The 14,793-nt window shown below is 69.5% G+C and carries 12 protein-coding genes; 8 read left to right on the plus strand and 4 right to left on the minus strand.

What is annotated here, in order from left to right; all coding sequences use genetic code 11:
* Window positions 1-3: 3 nt before the first annotated feature.
* The 4 genes from FGX59_RS13510 to FGX59_RS13525 form a co-directional block, all read right to left on the minus strand.
* Window positions 4-927, minus strand: a complete 924-nt coding sequence (locus FGX59_RS13510) for an ABC transporter permease (protein ID WP_138467132.1) — start codon at window positions 925-927, stop codon at window positions 4-6.
* Window positions 928-1,150: 223 nt separating this feature from the next.
* A complete protein-coding gene (locus tag FGX59_RS13515) occupies window positions 1,151-2,191 on the minus strand; it encodes a ketopantoate reductase family protein (protein ID WP_138467134.1) in 1,041 nt (346 codons plus the stop codon).
* On the minus strand, window positions 2,188-2,886 hold the full coding sequence (locus FGX59_RS13520; protein WP_138467136.1) for a creatininase family protein: 699 nt from the start codon (window positions 2,884-2,886) through the stop codon (window positions 2,188-2,190). Before FGX59_RS13520 ends, FGX59_RS13515 begins: the two co-directional genes overlap by 4 nt.
* Window positions 2,880-3,905 carry a GntR family transcriptional regulator gene (locus FGX59_RS13525; RefSeq protein ID WP_138467138.1) on the minus strand — a complete coding sequence of 342 codons (1,026 nt, stop codon included), beginning with the start codon at window positions 3,903-3,905 and terminating at the stop codon, window positions 2,880-2,882. Before FGX59_RS13525 ends, FGX59_RS13520 begins: the two co-directional genes overlap by 7 nt.
* A gap of 406 nt (window positions 3,906-4,311) precedes the next feature.
* Between FGX59_RS13525 and FGX59_RS13530 the strand changes: the two genes are divergently transcribed.
* The 8 genes from FGX59_RS13530 (at window position 4,312) to FGX59_RS13565 (ending at window position 14,751) form a co-directional block, all read left to right on the plus strand.
* On the plus strand, window positions 4,312-5,895 hold the full coding sequence (locus tag FGX59_RS13530; RefSeq protein WP_138467140.1) for an ABC transporter substrate-binding protein: 1,584 nt from the start codon (window positions 4,312-4,314) through the stop codon (window positions 5,893-5,895).
* Between the two features lie 72 nt (window positions 5,896-5,967).
* A complete protein-coding gene (locus FGX59_RS13535; protein ID WP_138467142.1) occupies window positions 5,968-6,945 on the plus strand; it encodes an ABC transporter permease in 978 nt (325 codons plus the stop codon).
* Window positions 6,942-7,841, plus strand: coding sequence for an ABC transporter permease (locus FGX59_RS13540; RefSeq protein ID WP_138467144.1), 900 nt, complete (start codon window positions 6,942-6,944; stop codon window positions 7,839-7,841). Before FGX59_RS13535 ends, FGX59_RS13540 begins: the two co-directional genes overlap by 4 nt.
* Window positions 7,838-8,833, plus strand: a complete 996-nt coding sequence (locus tag FGX59_RS13545) for an ABC transporter ATP-binding protein (RefSeq protein ID WP_138467146.1) — start codon at window positions 7,838-7,840, stop codon at window positions 8,831-8,833. The genes FGX59_RS13540 and FGX59_RS13545 overlap by 4 nt, the downstream gene beginning before the upstream one ends.
* The gene (locus FGX59_RS13550; RefSeq protein WP_138467148.1) at window positions 8,830-9,861 is read left to right on the plus strand and encodes an ABC transporter ATP-binding protein; all 1,032 of its coding nucleotides are present in this window, start codon (window positions 8,830-8,832) and stop codon (window positions 9,859-9,861) included. Before FGX59_RS13545 ends, FGX59_RS13550 begins: the two co-directional genes overlap by 4 nt.
* An 88-nt stretch (window positions 9,862-9,949) precedes the next feature.
* A complete protein-coding gene (locus tag FGX59_RS13555) occupies window positions 9,950-11,986 on the plus strand; it encodes a hydantoinase/oxoprolinase family protein (RefSeq protein WP_138467150.1) in 2,037 nt (678 codons plus the stop codon).
* 3 nt (window positions 11,987-11,989) lie between these two features.
* Complete coding sequence (locus tag FGX59_RS13560) at window positions 11,990-13,987, plus strand: hydantoinase B/oxoprolinase family protein (protein ID WP_138467152.1); 1,998 nt, start codon at window positions 11,990-11,992, stop codon at window positions 13,985-13,987.
* A complete protein-coding gene (locus FGX59_RS13565; RefSeq protein ID WP_206078358.1) occupies window positions 13,984-14,751 on the plus strand; it encodes an SDR family NAD(P)-dependent oxidoreductase in 768 nt (255 codons plus the stop codon). Before FGX59_RS13560 ends, FGX59_RS13565 begins: the two co-directional genes overlap by 4 nt.
* The last annotated feature ends 42 nt before the right edge of the window (window positions 14,752-14,793 follow it).

Genomic DNA, 14,793 nt, shown 5'->3' on the forward strand with positions numbered 1-14,793 from the left:
GGATCAGCGCCTCGCGATCCTGGGGTCGAGCAGCGGGTAGCACAGATCGACCACGAAATTCGCGCCGGCATAGATGACGGCGATGATCAGCACGACTGCCTGCACGGTCAGGTAGTCCTTCGACAGGATCGCATCGACCAGCAGCCGGCCGAGCCCCGGGCGGGAGAAGACGGTCTCGACCACCACCGTGCCCGACAGCAGGTTGCCGACCTGGATGCCCACGACCGTCAGGATCGGCAGCAGCGAGTTCCGCAGCACGTGGCGCAGGAAGACGGTCGCGCGGCTCAGCCCCTTGGCGCGGGCGGTGATGACATGCTTCTGCGTCTGCGCCGAGAGCACCGAGGAGCGGATGAAGCGCGCGTTGAACCCCACCGTGCCAAGCGCCAGCGTGACCGCGGGCAGGACCACGCCCTTGAAGCCGGTGCCGCCGACCACGTCGAAGATCGGCCAGGTGACCGCGAAGAGCAGGATCAGCAGGAGGCCCAGCCAGAAGCTGGGGATCGACATCAGCGCCAGCGCCAGCCCCATGCCCAGTGTGTCGGCGGCGCGGTTGCGCTTCAGCGCGGCGACGATGCCGATGGCGAGGCCAAGAAGGACCGAGAGGAACAGCGCGCAGACGGTCAGCTGCAGCGTGGCGGGGAAATTCGCGGCGATCAGCTCCGAGACCGGGCGCTGCTGGCCGTAGGAGAAGCCGAAATCGCCGCGGAAGAGATTGCCGAGCCAGGTCGTGTACTGGACCGCCAGCGGCTCGTCGAGCCCGAGCTGGCGGCGCAGCCGCTCCACGACTTCCGGATTCGCCGCCTGGGTGCCCAGCAGCGCCAGCACCGGATCGCCGGGGATCATCCTGAGCATCAGGAAGACGAGCCCGCTGATGCCGAAGGCAAGCGCGGCGATGGCGGCAAGACGGCCTGCGACATAGCTCAGCATCGGGTTCCGGCCTCTCCCGGCATGACCTCTCCTTTCCCGCCCTTGCCCGGGCAGGCCGGCGCGCCCGCGGCGCGCCGTTATGTTCTGGTTTGATGTAACATCCGCATCGGGATGCCCGGCAGGGCCGGCGCTTTACGTGAGCCTAGCGGCAAATCATGCCTCTGGGGCATATGGATTTGCCCGGATCCCATAGGGCGGGGTTATGGGACCGCGGGGCACATTGCTATACTATGGCAGAACAATCTGCGGCCGGCAGGTGCCCGGCCAGTTCCTCGAGCACGTCCCAGCCCTGCGGCCGTCCCGCCTCCAGCTCGCGGATCAGCCCGGCCAGCGCCCGGCAGAGCGGCACCGCGACGCCCAGCCGCTCCGCCTCGGCGACGACTGCGCCGACCTGGAAATCGACCTCGGTGCGGCGCTTGCGGATGGCGATGTCGCGCCAGATGCCGGAATGGGTCTTGGCGGTGGCCCGGTTGAAGGCGACGAGCGCGTCGAGCGAGGCCTCCGCCGCCTCCGGCGCGGCGCCGGGCATGTAGGCGGCCGGGTCGTAGCCGTTGAAGCCCAGCGGGTTTGCCCCCGCGGCGGCGGCCACCTGCATCACCTCGCGCGCCACCCCGGCAAAGACCCCGCGGAAGCGCGGCGCGGCGAAATTGTCGGACATCGAGGCCGGCGTCAGCGCGGTGGCGAACAGCATCGCGCCATAGCCCATCTTGCCCCAGAGATAGTCCATCACCCGCGGGCTCGCCTCTGCCTCGGGGTCGAGCACGGCGAAGAGCGCCTGCACCCGGGCCAGCCGGTCGGTCATCGCGCCGTCCATCTCGCCCACGGCGATCTTGCCGCGATTGCCGAAGAGCAGCCGGCCGGGCGCGATGTAGTCGCCGGAATAGTTGACAAAGCAGCCGATCACCCGGCCCTGGCCGAAGATCCGCTCGAGCCAGGGCTCGAAGAGCCCGTTCTGCGCCGAGACGCCCGCGCCGTCCGGGGCCAGCACGCGGGCCAGCTGCCCGGCCGCGGCCTCTGTCTGCGGCCCCTTCACGCAGAGGAAGGCCAGATCGAAGCGGCCCTCGACCTCCTCGGGCAGCGCCGCGCGCACCGGCACGGTGAAGGCGTCGACCGGCCCCTCGACCGTCAGCCCGTCGCGGTTCATCGCCGCGACATGGCCGGCATCGGCATCGACCAGCAGCACCTCCTGCCCGGCCCGCGCCAGATAGGCGCCCAGGATGCCGCCGATCGCGCCGGCGCCCCAGATCAGGACCGGCGCGCTCATGCCCAGTCCTCGATCACCTGGCGGGTCTCGGCGACGCCCGCCGCCCAGACCTGCGCCATCTCCGCATCCGAGCGCTGGTAGAAGCCGCCGTAATTGCCGTCGCCCAGCAGGATCCGCGCCGAGACCGGATCGCGGGATTTCAGCGCGTCGATATCGACCATCGGCTTCTGCACGGCGGGCATCTCGACGCCGGGCAGCCGCGTCCAGGGGAAGTTCTCCATCCAGGAGGCATGCGAGGCCAGCGGGTCGATGTTCTTGACGGTGCCCATGGTGGCAGGCGCCGCCCACCAGTTGTGCCAGCGCACCTGGGTATCGGGATGGCCCGCCAGCCATTCCATCGCCGCGGTCTGGCCCGGGTTGTTGCCGCCATGGCCGTTGACGAAGACGATCCGCCGGGCGCCGGCGCGGTGCAGGCTCGACAGGATGTCGGCGAGGATCCGGCCATAGGTCTCCATCCCCAGCGTCACCGTGCCGGGATAGGCGGCGAAATAGGGGGTGATGCCATAGGGCAGGACCGGCCAGACCAGCGCCTCCGACGGCGCCGCCGCCTCTTCGGCCATCTTCGAGGCCAGGATGGAATCGACCGAGAGGCTCAGATAGGCGTGCTGCTCGGTCGAGCCCAGCGGCACCACCGCGCGGTCGTCGCGGGCCAGATGCGCCTCGGCCTGCATCCAGTTCATCTCGGAAATCAGCATCCCTCGTCTCCTGTCGCTGTGCCGCCGGTGCGCCGCGCGCGCAGCGCCTCGATCCGGGGCAGGATGTCCTTGCGCAGCACGCCCAGATCCGGCGTGTAGCGGTATTCGATGGCGGTCTGGTCGGGGCGCAGCCCGTCGCGGACGCTGTCGGCGCGGCTGGCATGGATCACCACCTGCGCCTCGGCCAGCGCCGCGGAAAGCTGCGGATCGTCAAGCGTCAGCGACTGCAGGATCTCGACATGCGGCAGGAAGCGCAGCGCCTCGGCGCGCATCTGCAGCACCAGCTGCGGCTGGGTCGAGACCATGACGACCCGCGCGCCGGGCTCCAGCGCGGCCAGCCGCACGCGGGTCTCGGTCGCGGGCAGGAAGCTCATCGCCAGCACCTCGGTCTCGTCGCCCAGCAGCGCCTGCACCTCGGCGCGGCGCGTCATCGGGCTGAGCGCGATGTCGGGGCGGCGCGCGGGCGGGCGGGCGCGCAGATCCGACAGCACCATGCCCGAGAAGCCGTCGCCGGGATCGAGCAGCGGCCGGATCAGCCGCAGGTAGTCGCCGACCGCGGTGTCGAACATGCCGACCAGCAGGATCTCCAGCCGCGGCCGCGCTTCCTTCAGCCGCGCGCGCAGCCCGACCATGCCCGCGAGCTGGCTGCCGCCGATGCCCAGCTCGCCCGCGCGCAGGAGCAGCCGGTCGATCTCCTCGGCGAGGCCGCGCAGCGTCTCGGCCCCGGCCCGTCCCCCTGCCCGTCCCTCGGCCACGAAGGTCCCGGCCTTGCCGCGGGTCTCGATCAGCCCGTCCTGCTTCATCCGTCCGTAGGTGGCGACCACGGTCATCGGCGCGAGCCCGGCCATCGCGGCCAGCTCGCGCACGGTCGGCAGCCGCTCTCCGGGGCGCAGCGCGCCGGTCAGGATGCCATAGTCGAGAATGCCGCGGAGCTGCTGGGCGGGCGGCATGTCGAGCCCGCGGTCGAGCGCCGCCAGAAGCGGCGCGATCTGTCCCCGCGAGGGGCTTTCCTGTGTCATCCGTCCCCCGAACCGGAAATCTGCCCACAATCGCTAGAACAGAAAATCCGCCCCCGCCAGAGGCAACGCGGCTTTCCCGGTCGATCAGCCCAAAGGATCGCCTGAGAGCCCAATTTTTTTGCGTCCGGTTCGACAGGTTTTGACAGGAAAGGAAACGCCGATCCATGATCGGAAAAATCATCCCCTCAGGTGCCTTAATGAATATCAATGGCTTAGCCGAAAATTCCGCGCGGAAGACCGAAAGTTTCCAATGCCCCATAAGTTTTACTTAAACCCCGCCAAGAAATTTCTATCGCTGTTTCCTTGACGAGTCCGGGGCTTGTCCGAAGACTTGGAGATACCAAAAGGCGCCAGACGCCAGACCGGGCCGGAGCGTGCAACTGGCCGGAAACAACAGGGAAACACAATGACCTACATGAAGCTCGGCGGTCTTTCCGCAGCCGCCCTCCTGGTCGCGTCCAGCGTCTGGGCACAGGACCTGACCATCGCCGTGCGCGGCGGTCCCGAGTCTCTCGACCCCGATTATTCGGCGCTTGGCAGCCATGCCGAAGCGGCGAAGCACATTTTTGATACATTGGTCTGGGCCAATGGCGATCTGCAGATCGAGCCGGGCCTTGCCACCTCCTGGACGCCGATCGACGACACCACCTGGGAGTTCAAGCTGCGCGAGGGCGTGAAATTCCACGACGGGTCGGACTTCACCGCCGAGGACGTGAAATTCTCGATCGAGCGGATCCCGGCCGTCACCGGCCCGACCTCGACCGCCGTCTATGTCCGCCGCGTCGCCAGCGTCGAGATCATCGACCCGCTGACCGTCCATATCCATACCGACGGACCGGCACCGACCCTGCCGAACGACTTCGTCCGGCTCTTCATCGTCTCGCACACCGCCGCGGCCGACTACTCCACCCCCGAGACCTCGGCCGAGGGCTTCAACAGCGGCAAGGCGACGATCGGCACCGGCCCCTACAAGTTCGTCAGCTGGGAGCCGAAGGGCGATCTCGTGCTGGAACGCAATGACGACTACTGGCGCGGCCCGGCGCCGTGGGAGCATGTCACCCGCAAGGAAATGCCCAATGACAGCTCGCGGCTTGCCGCGCTGAAATCCGGGCAGGTCGACCTGGCGACCGACATCTCCTCGATCGACTATCTCGCGCTGCAGCAGGACAGCAGCGTCGACACCGTGGTCGGCGACAGCATCTACATCATGAACCTGCAGCTGAACCAGCGCGCCGACGAATATCCCGGGCTGCGCGCCAAGGACGGCTCGGACCTGCCGGAGAACCCGCTGACCAGCCCGCTGGTGCGCGAGGCGCTCGGCAAGGCGATCGACCGCGACACCATGGTGGAGATCGTGCTCGAAGGTCTCGGCAAGCCCGCCAACCAGCTGATGCCCGAGGGCTTCTTCGGCTCGAACCCCGACATCCCCTGGCCGGACTACGATCCGAAGGGCGCCAAGGCGCTGCTGGCCGAGGCGGGCTTCCCCGACGGGTTCTCGATGGATCTCTACTGCACCGGCGACCGCCTGCCGGGCGACGCGGCGATCTGCCAGGGCCTCGGCCAGATGTTCTCGGCCATCGGCATCGAGACCAACGTGAACGCGCTGTCGAAGACGGTCTACTTCCCGGCCCAGGCGCGCGGCGACTACTCGGTCATGATGAACGGCTGGGGCACGCTGACCGGCGAGGCGGGCTACACGCTGGGCTCGCTGGTGCACAGCGCGGACAAGGAGAAGGGCCTCGGCGCCTATAACCGGACGGGCTATTCGAACCCCGATCTCGACGCCAAGATCGAGGACGCGATGTCCGAGATGGACGAGGACACCCGCCGCGACAAGTTCCAGGAGGCCATGGCCGACACGATCGAGACCCGCGTCCTGACCCCGATCGTGCAGCTGCAGTCGGTCTGGGCCGCCAAGGCCGGGCTTCTCGACTACGCGCCGCGCGTCGACGGCGAGACCCTCGCCTATTTCATCAAGCCCGCCGAGTGACCGGCAGGCCCCTGAGCGGCGGCCGGGTGCCCCTTCCCGGCCGCCGCGCCCATTGTCGGAGCTGATCCCCGCATGCTCGGTTTCATCATCCAGCGCGCCATCCAGGCGGTTGCCGTCATGGTGGTCATGTCGGTCATCGTCTTCGTCGGCGTCTACGCCATCGGCAATCCGGTCGACATCGTCATCCCGCCCGACGCCACCCAGGCGATGCGCGACGAGGCGATCCGCAGGCTCGGACTCGACCTTCCGCTGTGGCAGCAATACGGGCATTTCGCCTGGAACCTGCTGCATGGCGATTTCGGCCGCTCCTTCGTCTACAACATGCCGGTGCTGGAGCTGATCGGCGGCCGCCTGCCCGCGACGCTGGAACTGGTCCTGATCTCCATCATCTTCGCCGCCGTCGCCGGGGTGGGCCTGGGCGTCTATGCCGGGGTGAAGCCCGACAGCTGGATCGCCAAGGCGATCATGGGCCTGTCGATCCTCGGTTTCTCGGTGCCCTCCTTCTGGGTCGGGCTGATCCTGATCCTGACCTTCGCGGTCTCGCTCGGCTGGCTGCCCGCGGGCGGGCGCGGCGAGACGGTGACGCTCTGGGGCGTTGAGTGGAGCTTCCTCACCCTCGACGGGCTGAGCCACATCATCCTGCCCGCGGTCAACCTGGCGCTCTTCAAGCTGGCCATGATGATCCGCCTGGCGCGCGCGGGCACCCGCGAGGTGATGCTGTCGGACACCGTGAAATTCGCCCGTGCCGCGGGCATCCCCGAGGGCGTGATCCTGCGCCGCCACGTGCTGAAGCTGATCTCGATCCCGCTGATCACCGTCTTCGGGCTGGAGCTCGGCTCCACGCTGGCCTTCGCGGTCGTGACCGAGACGATCTTCTCCTGGCCCGGCGTCGGCAAGCTGATCATCGACTCGATCGGCGTGCTCGACCGCCCGGTGATGGTCGCCTACCTGGTGCTGATCGCCTTCCTCTTCGTCATGATCAATTTCACCGTCGATCTGGTCTTCGCGCTGATCGACCCCCGCATCCGGTCCGGAAGGCAGGGCGCATGACCGATATCTCCCCTCCCCAGCGCGCGACCTCGCCGGTCACGCTGTTCTGGCGCGAGTTCCGCCGCAACCGCCCCGCCACCGTGGCGCTGGCCGTCACGCTGCTGCTGTTCCTCGTCGCGATCTTCGCGCCGCTGATCGCGCCGCAGAACCCCTATGACCTCGCCGGGCTGTCGCTGATGGATGCGCGCCGGCCGCCGGGCTTCGTCGGCTCGGGCGGGTACACGCATCTGCTGGGCACCGATCCGCAGGGGCGCGACCTGCTGTCGGCGATCCTCTTCGGGCTGCGCATCTCGATCGAGATCGGCGTCATGGCGGGCGCCATCGCGCTGGCGATCGGCGCGACGCTGGGCGTGGTCGCGGCCTATGCCGGCGGCTGGATCGAGAGCCTGATCATGCGCATCGTCGACCTGCAGCTGAGCTTTCCGGCGATCCTGCTGGCGCTGGTGATGTCGGCGCTGCTCGGCCAGGGCAAGGCGCAGCTCGTCACGGCGCTGGTGGCCGCGCAATACGCCTATTTCGCCCGCACCGCCTATGGCGCCGCCACCTCCGAGCGGCGCAAGGACTATATCGAGGCCGCGCTCGCCACCCCGCTCCATGCCCGCCGGGTCGTGTTCAAGCACCTGCTGCCGAACTGCGCGCCGCCGCTGATCGTGGTCGCCACCGTGCAGATCGCCTCCTCGATCTCGCTCGAGGCGACGCTGAGCTTTCTCGGCCTCGGCCTGCCCGTCACCGAGCCCTCGCTCGGCATGCTGATCTCCAACGGCTTTCCCTACATGATGAGCGGCCGCTACTGGATCTCCGTCTATCCCGGCGTGATGCTGATCATCCTCATCATGGCCATCAACATCGTGGGCGACCAGATCCGCGACCAGCTGAACCCGAGGCTGCGCCGATGACCCCCGTTCTCGAAGTTTCCGGCCTGCGGACCGAATTCCGCACCGGCGCAGGCACCGTCCCGGCGGTGGACGGCGTCTCCTTCTCGCTGATGCCGGGCGAGATCATCGGCCTTGTCGGCGAAAGCGGCTCGGGCAAGTCGGTCACCGGCTTCTCGCTGCTGGGCCTGATCGACGCGCCCGGGCAGATCGTCGGCGGCTCGGTCAGGCTCAACGGCACCGAGCTGGTCGGCATGGCCCCGCAGGAGCTGAGGAAGCGCCGCGGCAAGGAGATCGCGATGATCTTCCAGGATCCGATCGCGACGCTGAACCCGCTCTTGACCATCGGCCAGCAGATGGAGATGGCGCTGGCCGCGCATGAACGGCTTGGCCGCCGCGCCGCCGCCGAGAAGAGCGCCGAGGCGCTCGCCCGCGTCGGCATCCCCTCGCCGCGCGAACGGCTCTCTTCCTATCCGCATGAATTCTCGGGCGGTATGCGCCAGCGCGCGGCGATCGCCATCGCGCTGCTGCACCGTCCGGCAGTGGTCGTCGCCGACGAGCCCACGACCGCGCTCGATGTCTCGATCCAGGCGCAGATCATCGCCGAGATGAAGGCGCTGGCGCGGGATTACGGCGTGGCGATGATCTGGATCAGCCACGACCTGGCCGTGGTCTCGGCGCTCGCCTCGCGGATCCTCGTGATGTATGCCGGGCGGATCGTCGAGGAGGGCCCCTCGGCCCGCGTCCTGCGCGACCCGCGCCACCCCTATACCCGCGGCCTGATCGACAGCCTGCCCTCGGCCACGCGCCCGGGCGAGATGCTGGCGCAGATCCCCGGATCCATGCCGTCGCTGCTGTCGCTGCCGCCGGGCTGCGCCTTCGCGCCGCGCTGCGCCTTCGCCTCGTCCGCCTGCGCCGCGCGCCCCGATGCCACGGCGGCCGGGGACCGCGCCTGGCGCTGCGTCCATCCGCTCGGCCAGGACCGCACCGACCAGAAGGAGCGCGCCGCCTCATGAAGCCCCGCGACCAGTACCTGAAGGTGGAGGGCGTCTCCAAGATCTTCTCCCCGCGGCTCAATCTCGGCGAGAAGATCGCCCGCACGCTGACCCGCAGCGCGGCCCCGCTGGGGCTGCAGGCGGTATCGGATGTCTCGCTGCGCCTGCCCAGGGGGCAGACGCTGGGTCTGGTGGGCGAGTCGGGCTGCGGCAAGTCCACGCTCGGCCGGCTGCTGGCAGGCATCCACGAGCCCAGCTCCGGCGAGGTGCGGCTCGACGGGCTGCCGGTGATGGAGCACGGCAAGAAGACCACGACCGCGGTGCAGACCGTGTTCCAGGATCCCTTCGCTTCGCTCGATCCGCGCATGAAGGTCGGCGATGCCGTGGCCGAGGGGCCGGTCCTGCACGGGCTGGTCGCGCCCGCCCGCGCGCAGAGCTATGTCGAGGGCTGGTTCCGGCGCGTCGGGCTCGATCCCTCGCTGTCGCACCGCTATCCGCACCAGTTCTCGGGCGGGCAGCGCCAGCGGATCGCCATCGCCCGCGCGCTGGCCATGCAGCCGAAGCTCTTGATCTGCGACGAGCCGGTCGCCTCGCTCGATGTCTCGATCCAGGCGCAGGTCATCAACCTCTTCCTGGAACTGCGCCGCGAGCTGGAGCTGACCTGCGTCTTCATCTCGCACGACCTCTCGGTGGTGCGCCATGTCTCGGACCGCGTCGCGGTGATGTATCTCGGCCGCATCGTCGAGCTGGGGGAGACCGCGCAGGTCTTCGACCGCCCGGCCCATCCCTATACCGCCGCACTGCTCGACAGCGTGCCCAGGATCGCCGCCGAAGGCGAGGCGCTGGTCGAGTTCAAGCCGATCGAGGGCGAGATCCCCTCGCCGCTGAACCCGCCGCCCGGCTGCCATTTCGCCCCGCGCTGCCCGCGCGCCACGGCGCGCTGCACGGCCGAGGCGCCGCCGCTCGCGCCGGTCGCGCCCGCGCGCGAGGCGGCCTGCCATTTCGCCCCTGACCAGCTCCGGGAGGCCGCAACCAGACACGTGGCCTGACGCCCTTCCCCTGATCCTGCCGCGCCCCTCGCGCGGCGCCTATGCGCGGCCCCCGCGAGGCGCGGCCGCATTTCCTGACGGAGTATCCATGTCCTATCGTGTCGGAGTCGATATCGGCGGCTCGTTCACCGATTTCGCGTTCTTCAACGACCAGACCGGCGACCTGAAATCGCTCAAGGTCTTTTCCCGCCCTGACGAGCCCGGCGCCGAAGTGACCCGCGGCATCGCCCGCGCGGGCGAGCTCTACGGCATCCAGCCCGGCGATATCGGCTATTTCACCCATGGCACCACGGTCGGCATCAACACCGTGATCCAGCGCAAGGGGCTGAAGCTGGCGCTTTTCGCGACAGAGGGCTTCATCGACGTGCTCGAGCTCGAGCGGCTGAAGATCCCCGAGATGTACAACATCCTCTCGAAGCGCCCCGAGCCGCTGATCACCCGCGACATGGTCTGGGGCATCCCCGGCCGGCTCGACGCCACCGGCGCCGAAAAGACCGCGGTCGACCGCGAGGCGGTGCGCGCCGCGGCGCTGGCGGCGGCCGCTGCCGGGGCCGAGGGCGTGGTGATCGCGCTGCTCCATGCCTACCGCAATGCCGCCCATGAGGAAGAGGTCGCGGCCATCGTCGAGGAGGCGACCGGCCTGCCGGTCTTCCTGTCTTCGAAGACCTGGCCGATCATCCGCGAATACGAACGCACCATCACCGCGGTCATCGGCGGCTATGTCCAGCCGCGGGTCGCGCATTACCTGACGCAGCTGCAGGCCGCGCTGAAGGGCGCGGGCGTCACGCCGGAGCCGCGGCTGACTAAGTCCAATGGCGGGCTGATGACCGCCGAGGAAGGCAAGAGCCAGTGCGTCGACATGATCCTGTCGGGCACCGCCTCGGGCGTGATCGGCGCGGCCTATGTCGCGGGCGTGGCCGGGATCGGCAACTGCATGAGCCTCGATATCGGCGGCACCTCGGCGGATGTTGCGATCATCGAGGACGGCAAGCCCGCCTTCGGCACCGGCGAGCAGATCGGCGATTTCCGCATCTACATCCCCTCGGTCTCGGTCAGCTCGATCGGCGAGGGCGGCGGCTCGATCGCCTGGGTCGACCGCCAGAACGTGCTGCGCGTCGGCCCGGAAAGCGCAGGGAGCACCCCCGGACCGGCCTGCTACGGCAAGGGCGGCACCCGCGCGACGATCACCGACGCCTTCGTGGCGCTCGGCATGGTCGGCCATTCGGGGCTGGGCTACGACACCGTCACCGTCGACCGCGCGCTTTCCGTCGCCGCGATCGAGCCGCTGGCCGCCGCCACCGGGCAGAGCGTCGAGGACACTGCCGAGGCGATCATCGAGATCGCGGTCTCGTCGATGTTCGCGGGCGTCTCGGGCCTCGTCTCGCGCTTCGGCATCGACCCGCGCGACTTCTCAATGCTGGCCTTCGGCGGCGCCGGGCCGATGCTTGCCTGCTTCCTGGCGCGCGAGCTGAACATGCGCGAGGTCGTGGTGCCGACCACGCCGGGCGTGCTCTCGGCGCTCGGCGGGCTGATCGCCGACGTCAAGAACGACTTCCTGCGCACGGTCTATGCCGATCTGGCGCCCGAGGTGCTGCCCTCGCTGGGCGAGGCCTTCGCCGAGATGGAGGCCGCCGCAAAGAAATGGCTGGCCGAGGACCAGGGCCATGCCGGCAGCTTTACGCTCCTGCATTCGGCCGAGATGCGCTATCGCGGCCAGAGCTTCGAGATCGAGACGCCGCTGACCCCCGAGATGCTGGCGGGCGACGGCAGCGCCCTGGCCGGGGCCTTCCACGAGGAGCACCGCCGGCTCTACGGCCATGCCGACAAGGACGCGGCGATCCAGGTGATCGCGCTGCGCCTCGTCATCGCCGGGACCACCGCCAAACCGCAGCTGCAGACCGGCGAGCTGGTGGAGGCCGAGGCCGTCCCGATCGGCCAGACCGAGATCCGCGTCGACGGCGCCACGCGCCAGGTCAATCTCTACCGCCGCACCGATCTGGCGCCCGGCGCCTGGCTCACCGGCCCGGCCATCGTGCTCCAGGACGACACGACCACGGTCGTTCCGCCGGGCTTCCGGCTCGACACCGACCGCTTCGCCAACCTGCGCATCACCGAGGAGGCCTGAGCCATGGCCCGCGACACCCAGGCGCGTTCCGCCAATATCCATGTCCTCGCGAATTTCTGCGCCGCGGCCGCCGAGAGCATGGGCTACACGCTGATGCGCACCGCGCATTCGACCTTCGTCAAGGAGACCGAGGATTTCTCCTGCCAGATCCTCACCCCCGAGGGGCTGACCGTCGCCTCGCCGACCACCATGGGCGCGACCTGGTATACCGGGCTCGACTATTCCGGGGTGATCGGCCGGTTCGACTACAAGGAGGGCGACATCTGCGTCGTCTCGGACCCCTATTCGGGCTTCGTCGCCACCCATGCGCCGGATCTGCACATGTGGCGCCCGGTCTTCCATGAGGGCGAGCTGGTCTGCTTCGTCGGCAACCACATCCACAACACCGATGTCGGCGGCGCGGTCCCGGCCTCGCTGAGCCGCACGCTGACCGAGGTCCACCAGGAGGGGCTGCGCATCCCGCCGATGCGGCTCCTGCGCGACGGCAAGCTCAACGAGGACCTGCTGGCGCTGATCGAGACCAATGTCCGCCTGCCCGAGCAGAACCACGGCGACCTGCAGGCCCAGATCGCCTGCACCGAGGTCGGCCAGCGCAAGATGCAGGACATCGCCCGCCGCTTCGGCACCGAGGGCTTCCGCTCGGGGCTCAACGAGCTGATGGACTATGCCGAGCGCCAGAGCCGCGCGGTGATCTCGGACCTGCCCGATGGCGAATACTTCTTCGCCGACTATGCCGACGAGGACCAGACCGGCGGCTATCCGGTGCGGATCTGCGTGACGCTGCGGGTGAAGGGCGACGAGCTGGAGGTCGACTATACCGGCTCCGATCCGCAGCTGGTATCCTCGCTCAACATGCCGACGGGCGGCAATCCGCGCCATTCGCTGGCGATGGTGGGCGTGATGTATGCGCTCTACGCGCTCGATCCGACGATGATGCTGAACTACGGCCTGGTGCGGCCGGTCACGGCGATCCTGCCCGAGGGCTCGGTCGTCAACCCGGTGAAGCCCGCGGCGGTCGGCATGCGCTCGCTGCTGTCGAACCTGGCGCAGACCGCGGTGCTCGGCGCCTTCGCCCAGATCGTCCCCGAGAAGCTCCCCGCCTCGCCCGGCAACGGCGTGTCGATCCTGAACGTGCGGACCTCCGCCCGCGACGGGCGCACCGTCATGGCCTCGATCGGCCCGGTGGGGGGCGGCGCGGGCGGCGGTCCCTTCGCCGATGGCGCCGAGGGCTGCGGGGCGAACATGTCCTTCCTCAAGAACACGCCCGTCGAGATCAACGAGGCCGAGGTGCCGATCGAGATCCGCCGCTACGGGCTCGTCCCGGACTCGGGCGGCCCCGGCCGCTACCGCGGCGGCTCGGCGCTGGAGATGGAGTTCTCGCTGGCCGCGCCGCAGTCGATGGTCACGGCGCGCAACCGCGACCGCTCGCGCTTCGCCGCCTGGGGGCTCGCGGGCGGCCAGGCGGGCCGGCCCTCGCGCTTCACCCGCAACCCCGACGGCGAGGCCCCCGAAGAGCTCGGCTCGGTCGATATCGTCCATTGCCAGCCGGGCGACGTGATCCGGCTGCAGGGCCCGGGCGCCGGCGGCTACGGCGATCCGCTGGAACGGCCGATCGAGGAAGTCGCGGCGGATGTCGCCAAGGGCTTCGTCTCGGTGGAGAACGCGCGGCTGCAATACGGCGTGACCGTCGATGCCCGGGGCGAGGCCGATCTGGCCGCCACCGCCGCGCTGCGCGCCGAGATGGCCGCGGCACGGGGCCCCGAGACCGGCTTCGGCCCGGCGCGCGAGGCCTATGAGGCGGTCTGGACGCGCGAGCGCTATGCCGCGCTGACGGCGATCCTGGCGGCGATCCCGGTGAACTGGCGCTATTTCGCCAAGCACGCGATCTTCGCCGAACTGGGCGAGAGCCTGCCGGCCGCGCCGGGCGATGTCTCGGCCGTGACCGGGGCCTATGCCAAGCTCTGCGCGCGCTTCCCGGAACTGCCCGAGGTGGCGCTGTGATCCTGGCGCCCGACAGCCTTGCCGGGCAGAGCATCCTCGTCACCGGCGCCACGGGCGGCATCGGCCAGGCGATCACGCTCTGCCTGGCGGCGGCCGGGGCGCGGGTCGGCATCCACTATGCCGCCAACAGCGCGCGCGCCGAGAGCCTCCTGCAGGAGATCGGCGGCGCGGGCTGGATCGTGCAGGGCGATTTGTCGACGCGCGAAGGGCCGACGCAGCTCTGGGAGGATGCGCTGGCCGCGGCCGGGCGGATCGACGGGATGGTGATGAATGCCGGGCTGCGCACCCGCGCCGAGATCGGCGGCGGTCACGCCGCCTGGCGCGATGCCTGGGAGCTGGAGATGGCGGTGAACCTGCTGGCGCCTGCCGACCTGCTGCGCGCGGCGCTGCCGCATTTCCGCGAAACGGGAAGCGGGCGGATCGTCTCCATCGCCAGCCGCGCGGCGCAGCGCGGCTACATGGAGGACTACCTGCCCTATGGCGCCTCCAAGGCGGCGCTGATCAACCTGACGAAATCCGTCGCCCGCAACTGGTCGAAGGACGGCGTCATCGCCGTCACCGTCTCGCCGGGATTCGTCCATGCCGGGATGGCCGACGCCTATATCGCCGAGCATGGCTATGCCGCCACCGCCGCAGACATCCCCACGGGCAAGCTGGTCTCGGCGGAGGAACTGGCCGCGACGGTCGGCTTCTGCCTGGTCCCCGGCAACATGGCCGTGAACGGCGCAACCATCGACCTGAACGGCGGCAGCTACATCCGCTGACCCGCCTTCGTGCGGAAAGGGCGCCCCGGTTTCGCCGGGGCG

It is taken from the genome of Poseidonocella sp. HB161398 (assembly GCF_005870025.1).
Classification (GTDB): domain Bacteria; phylum Pseudomonadota; class Alphaproteobacteria; order Rhodobacterales; family Rhodobacteraceae; genus Mangrovicoccus.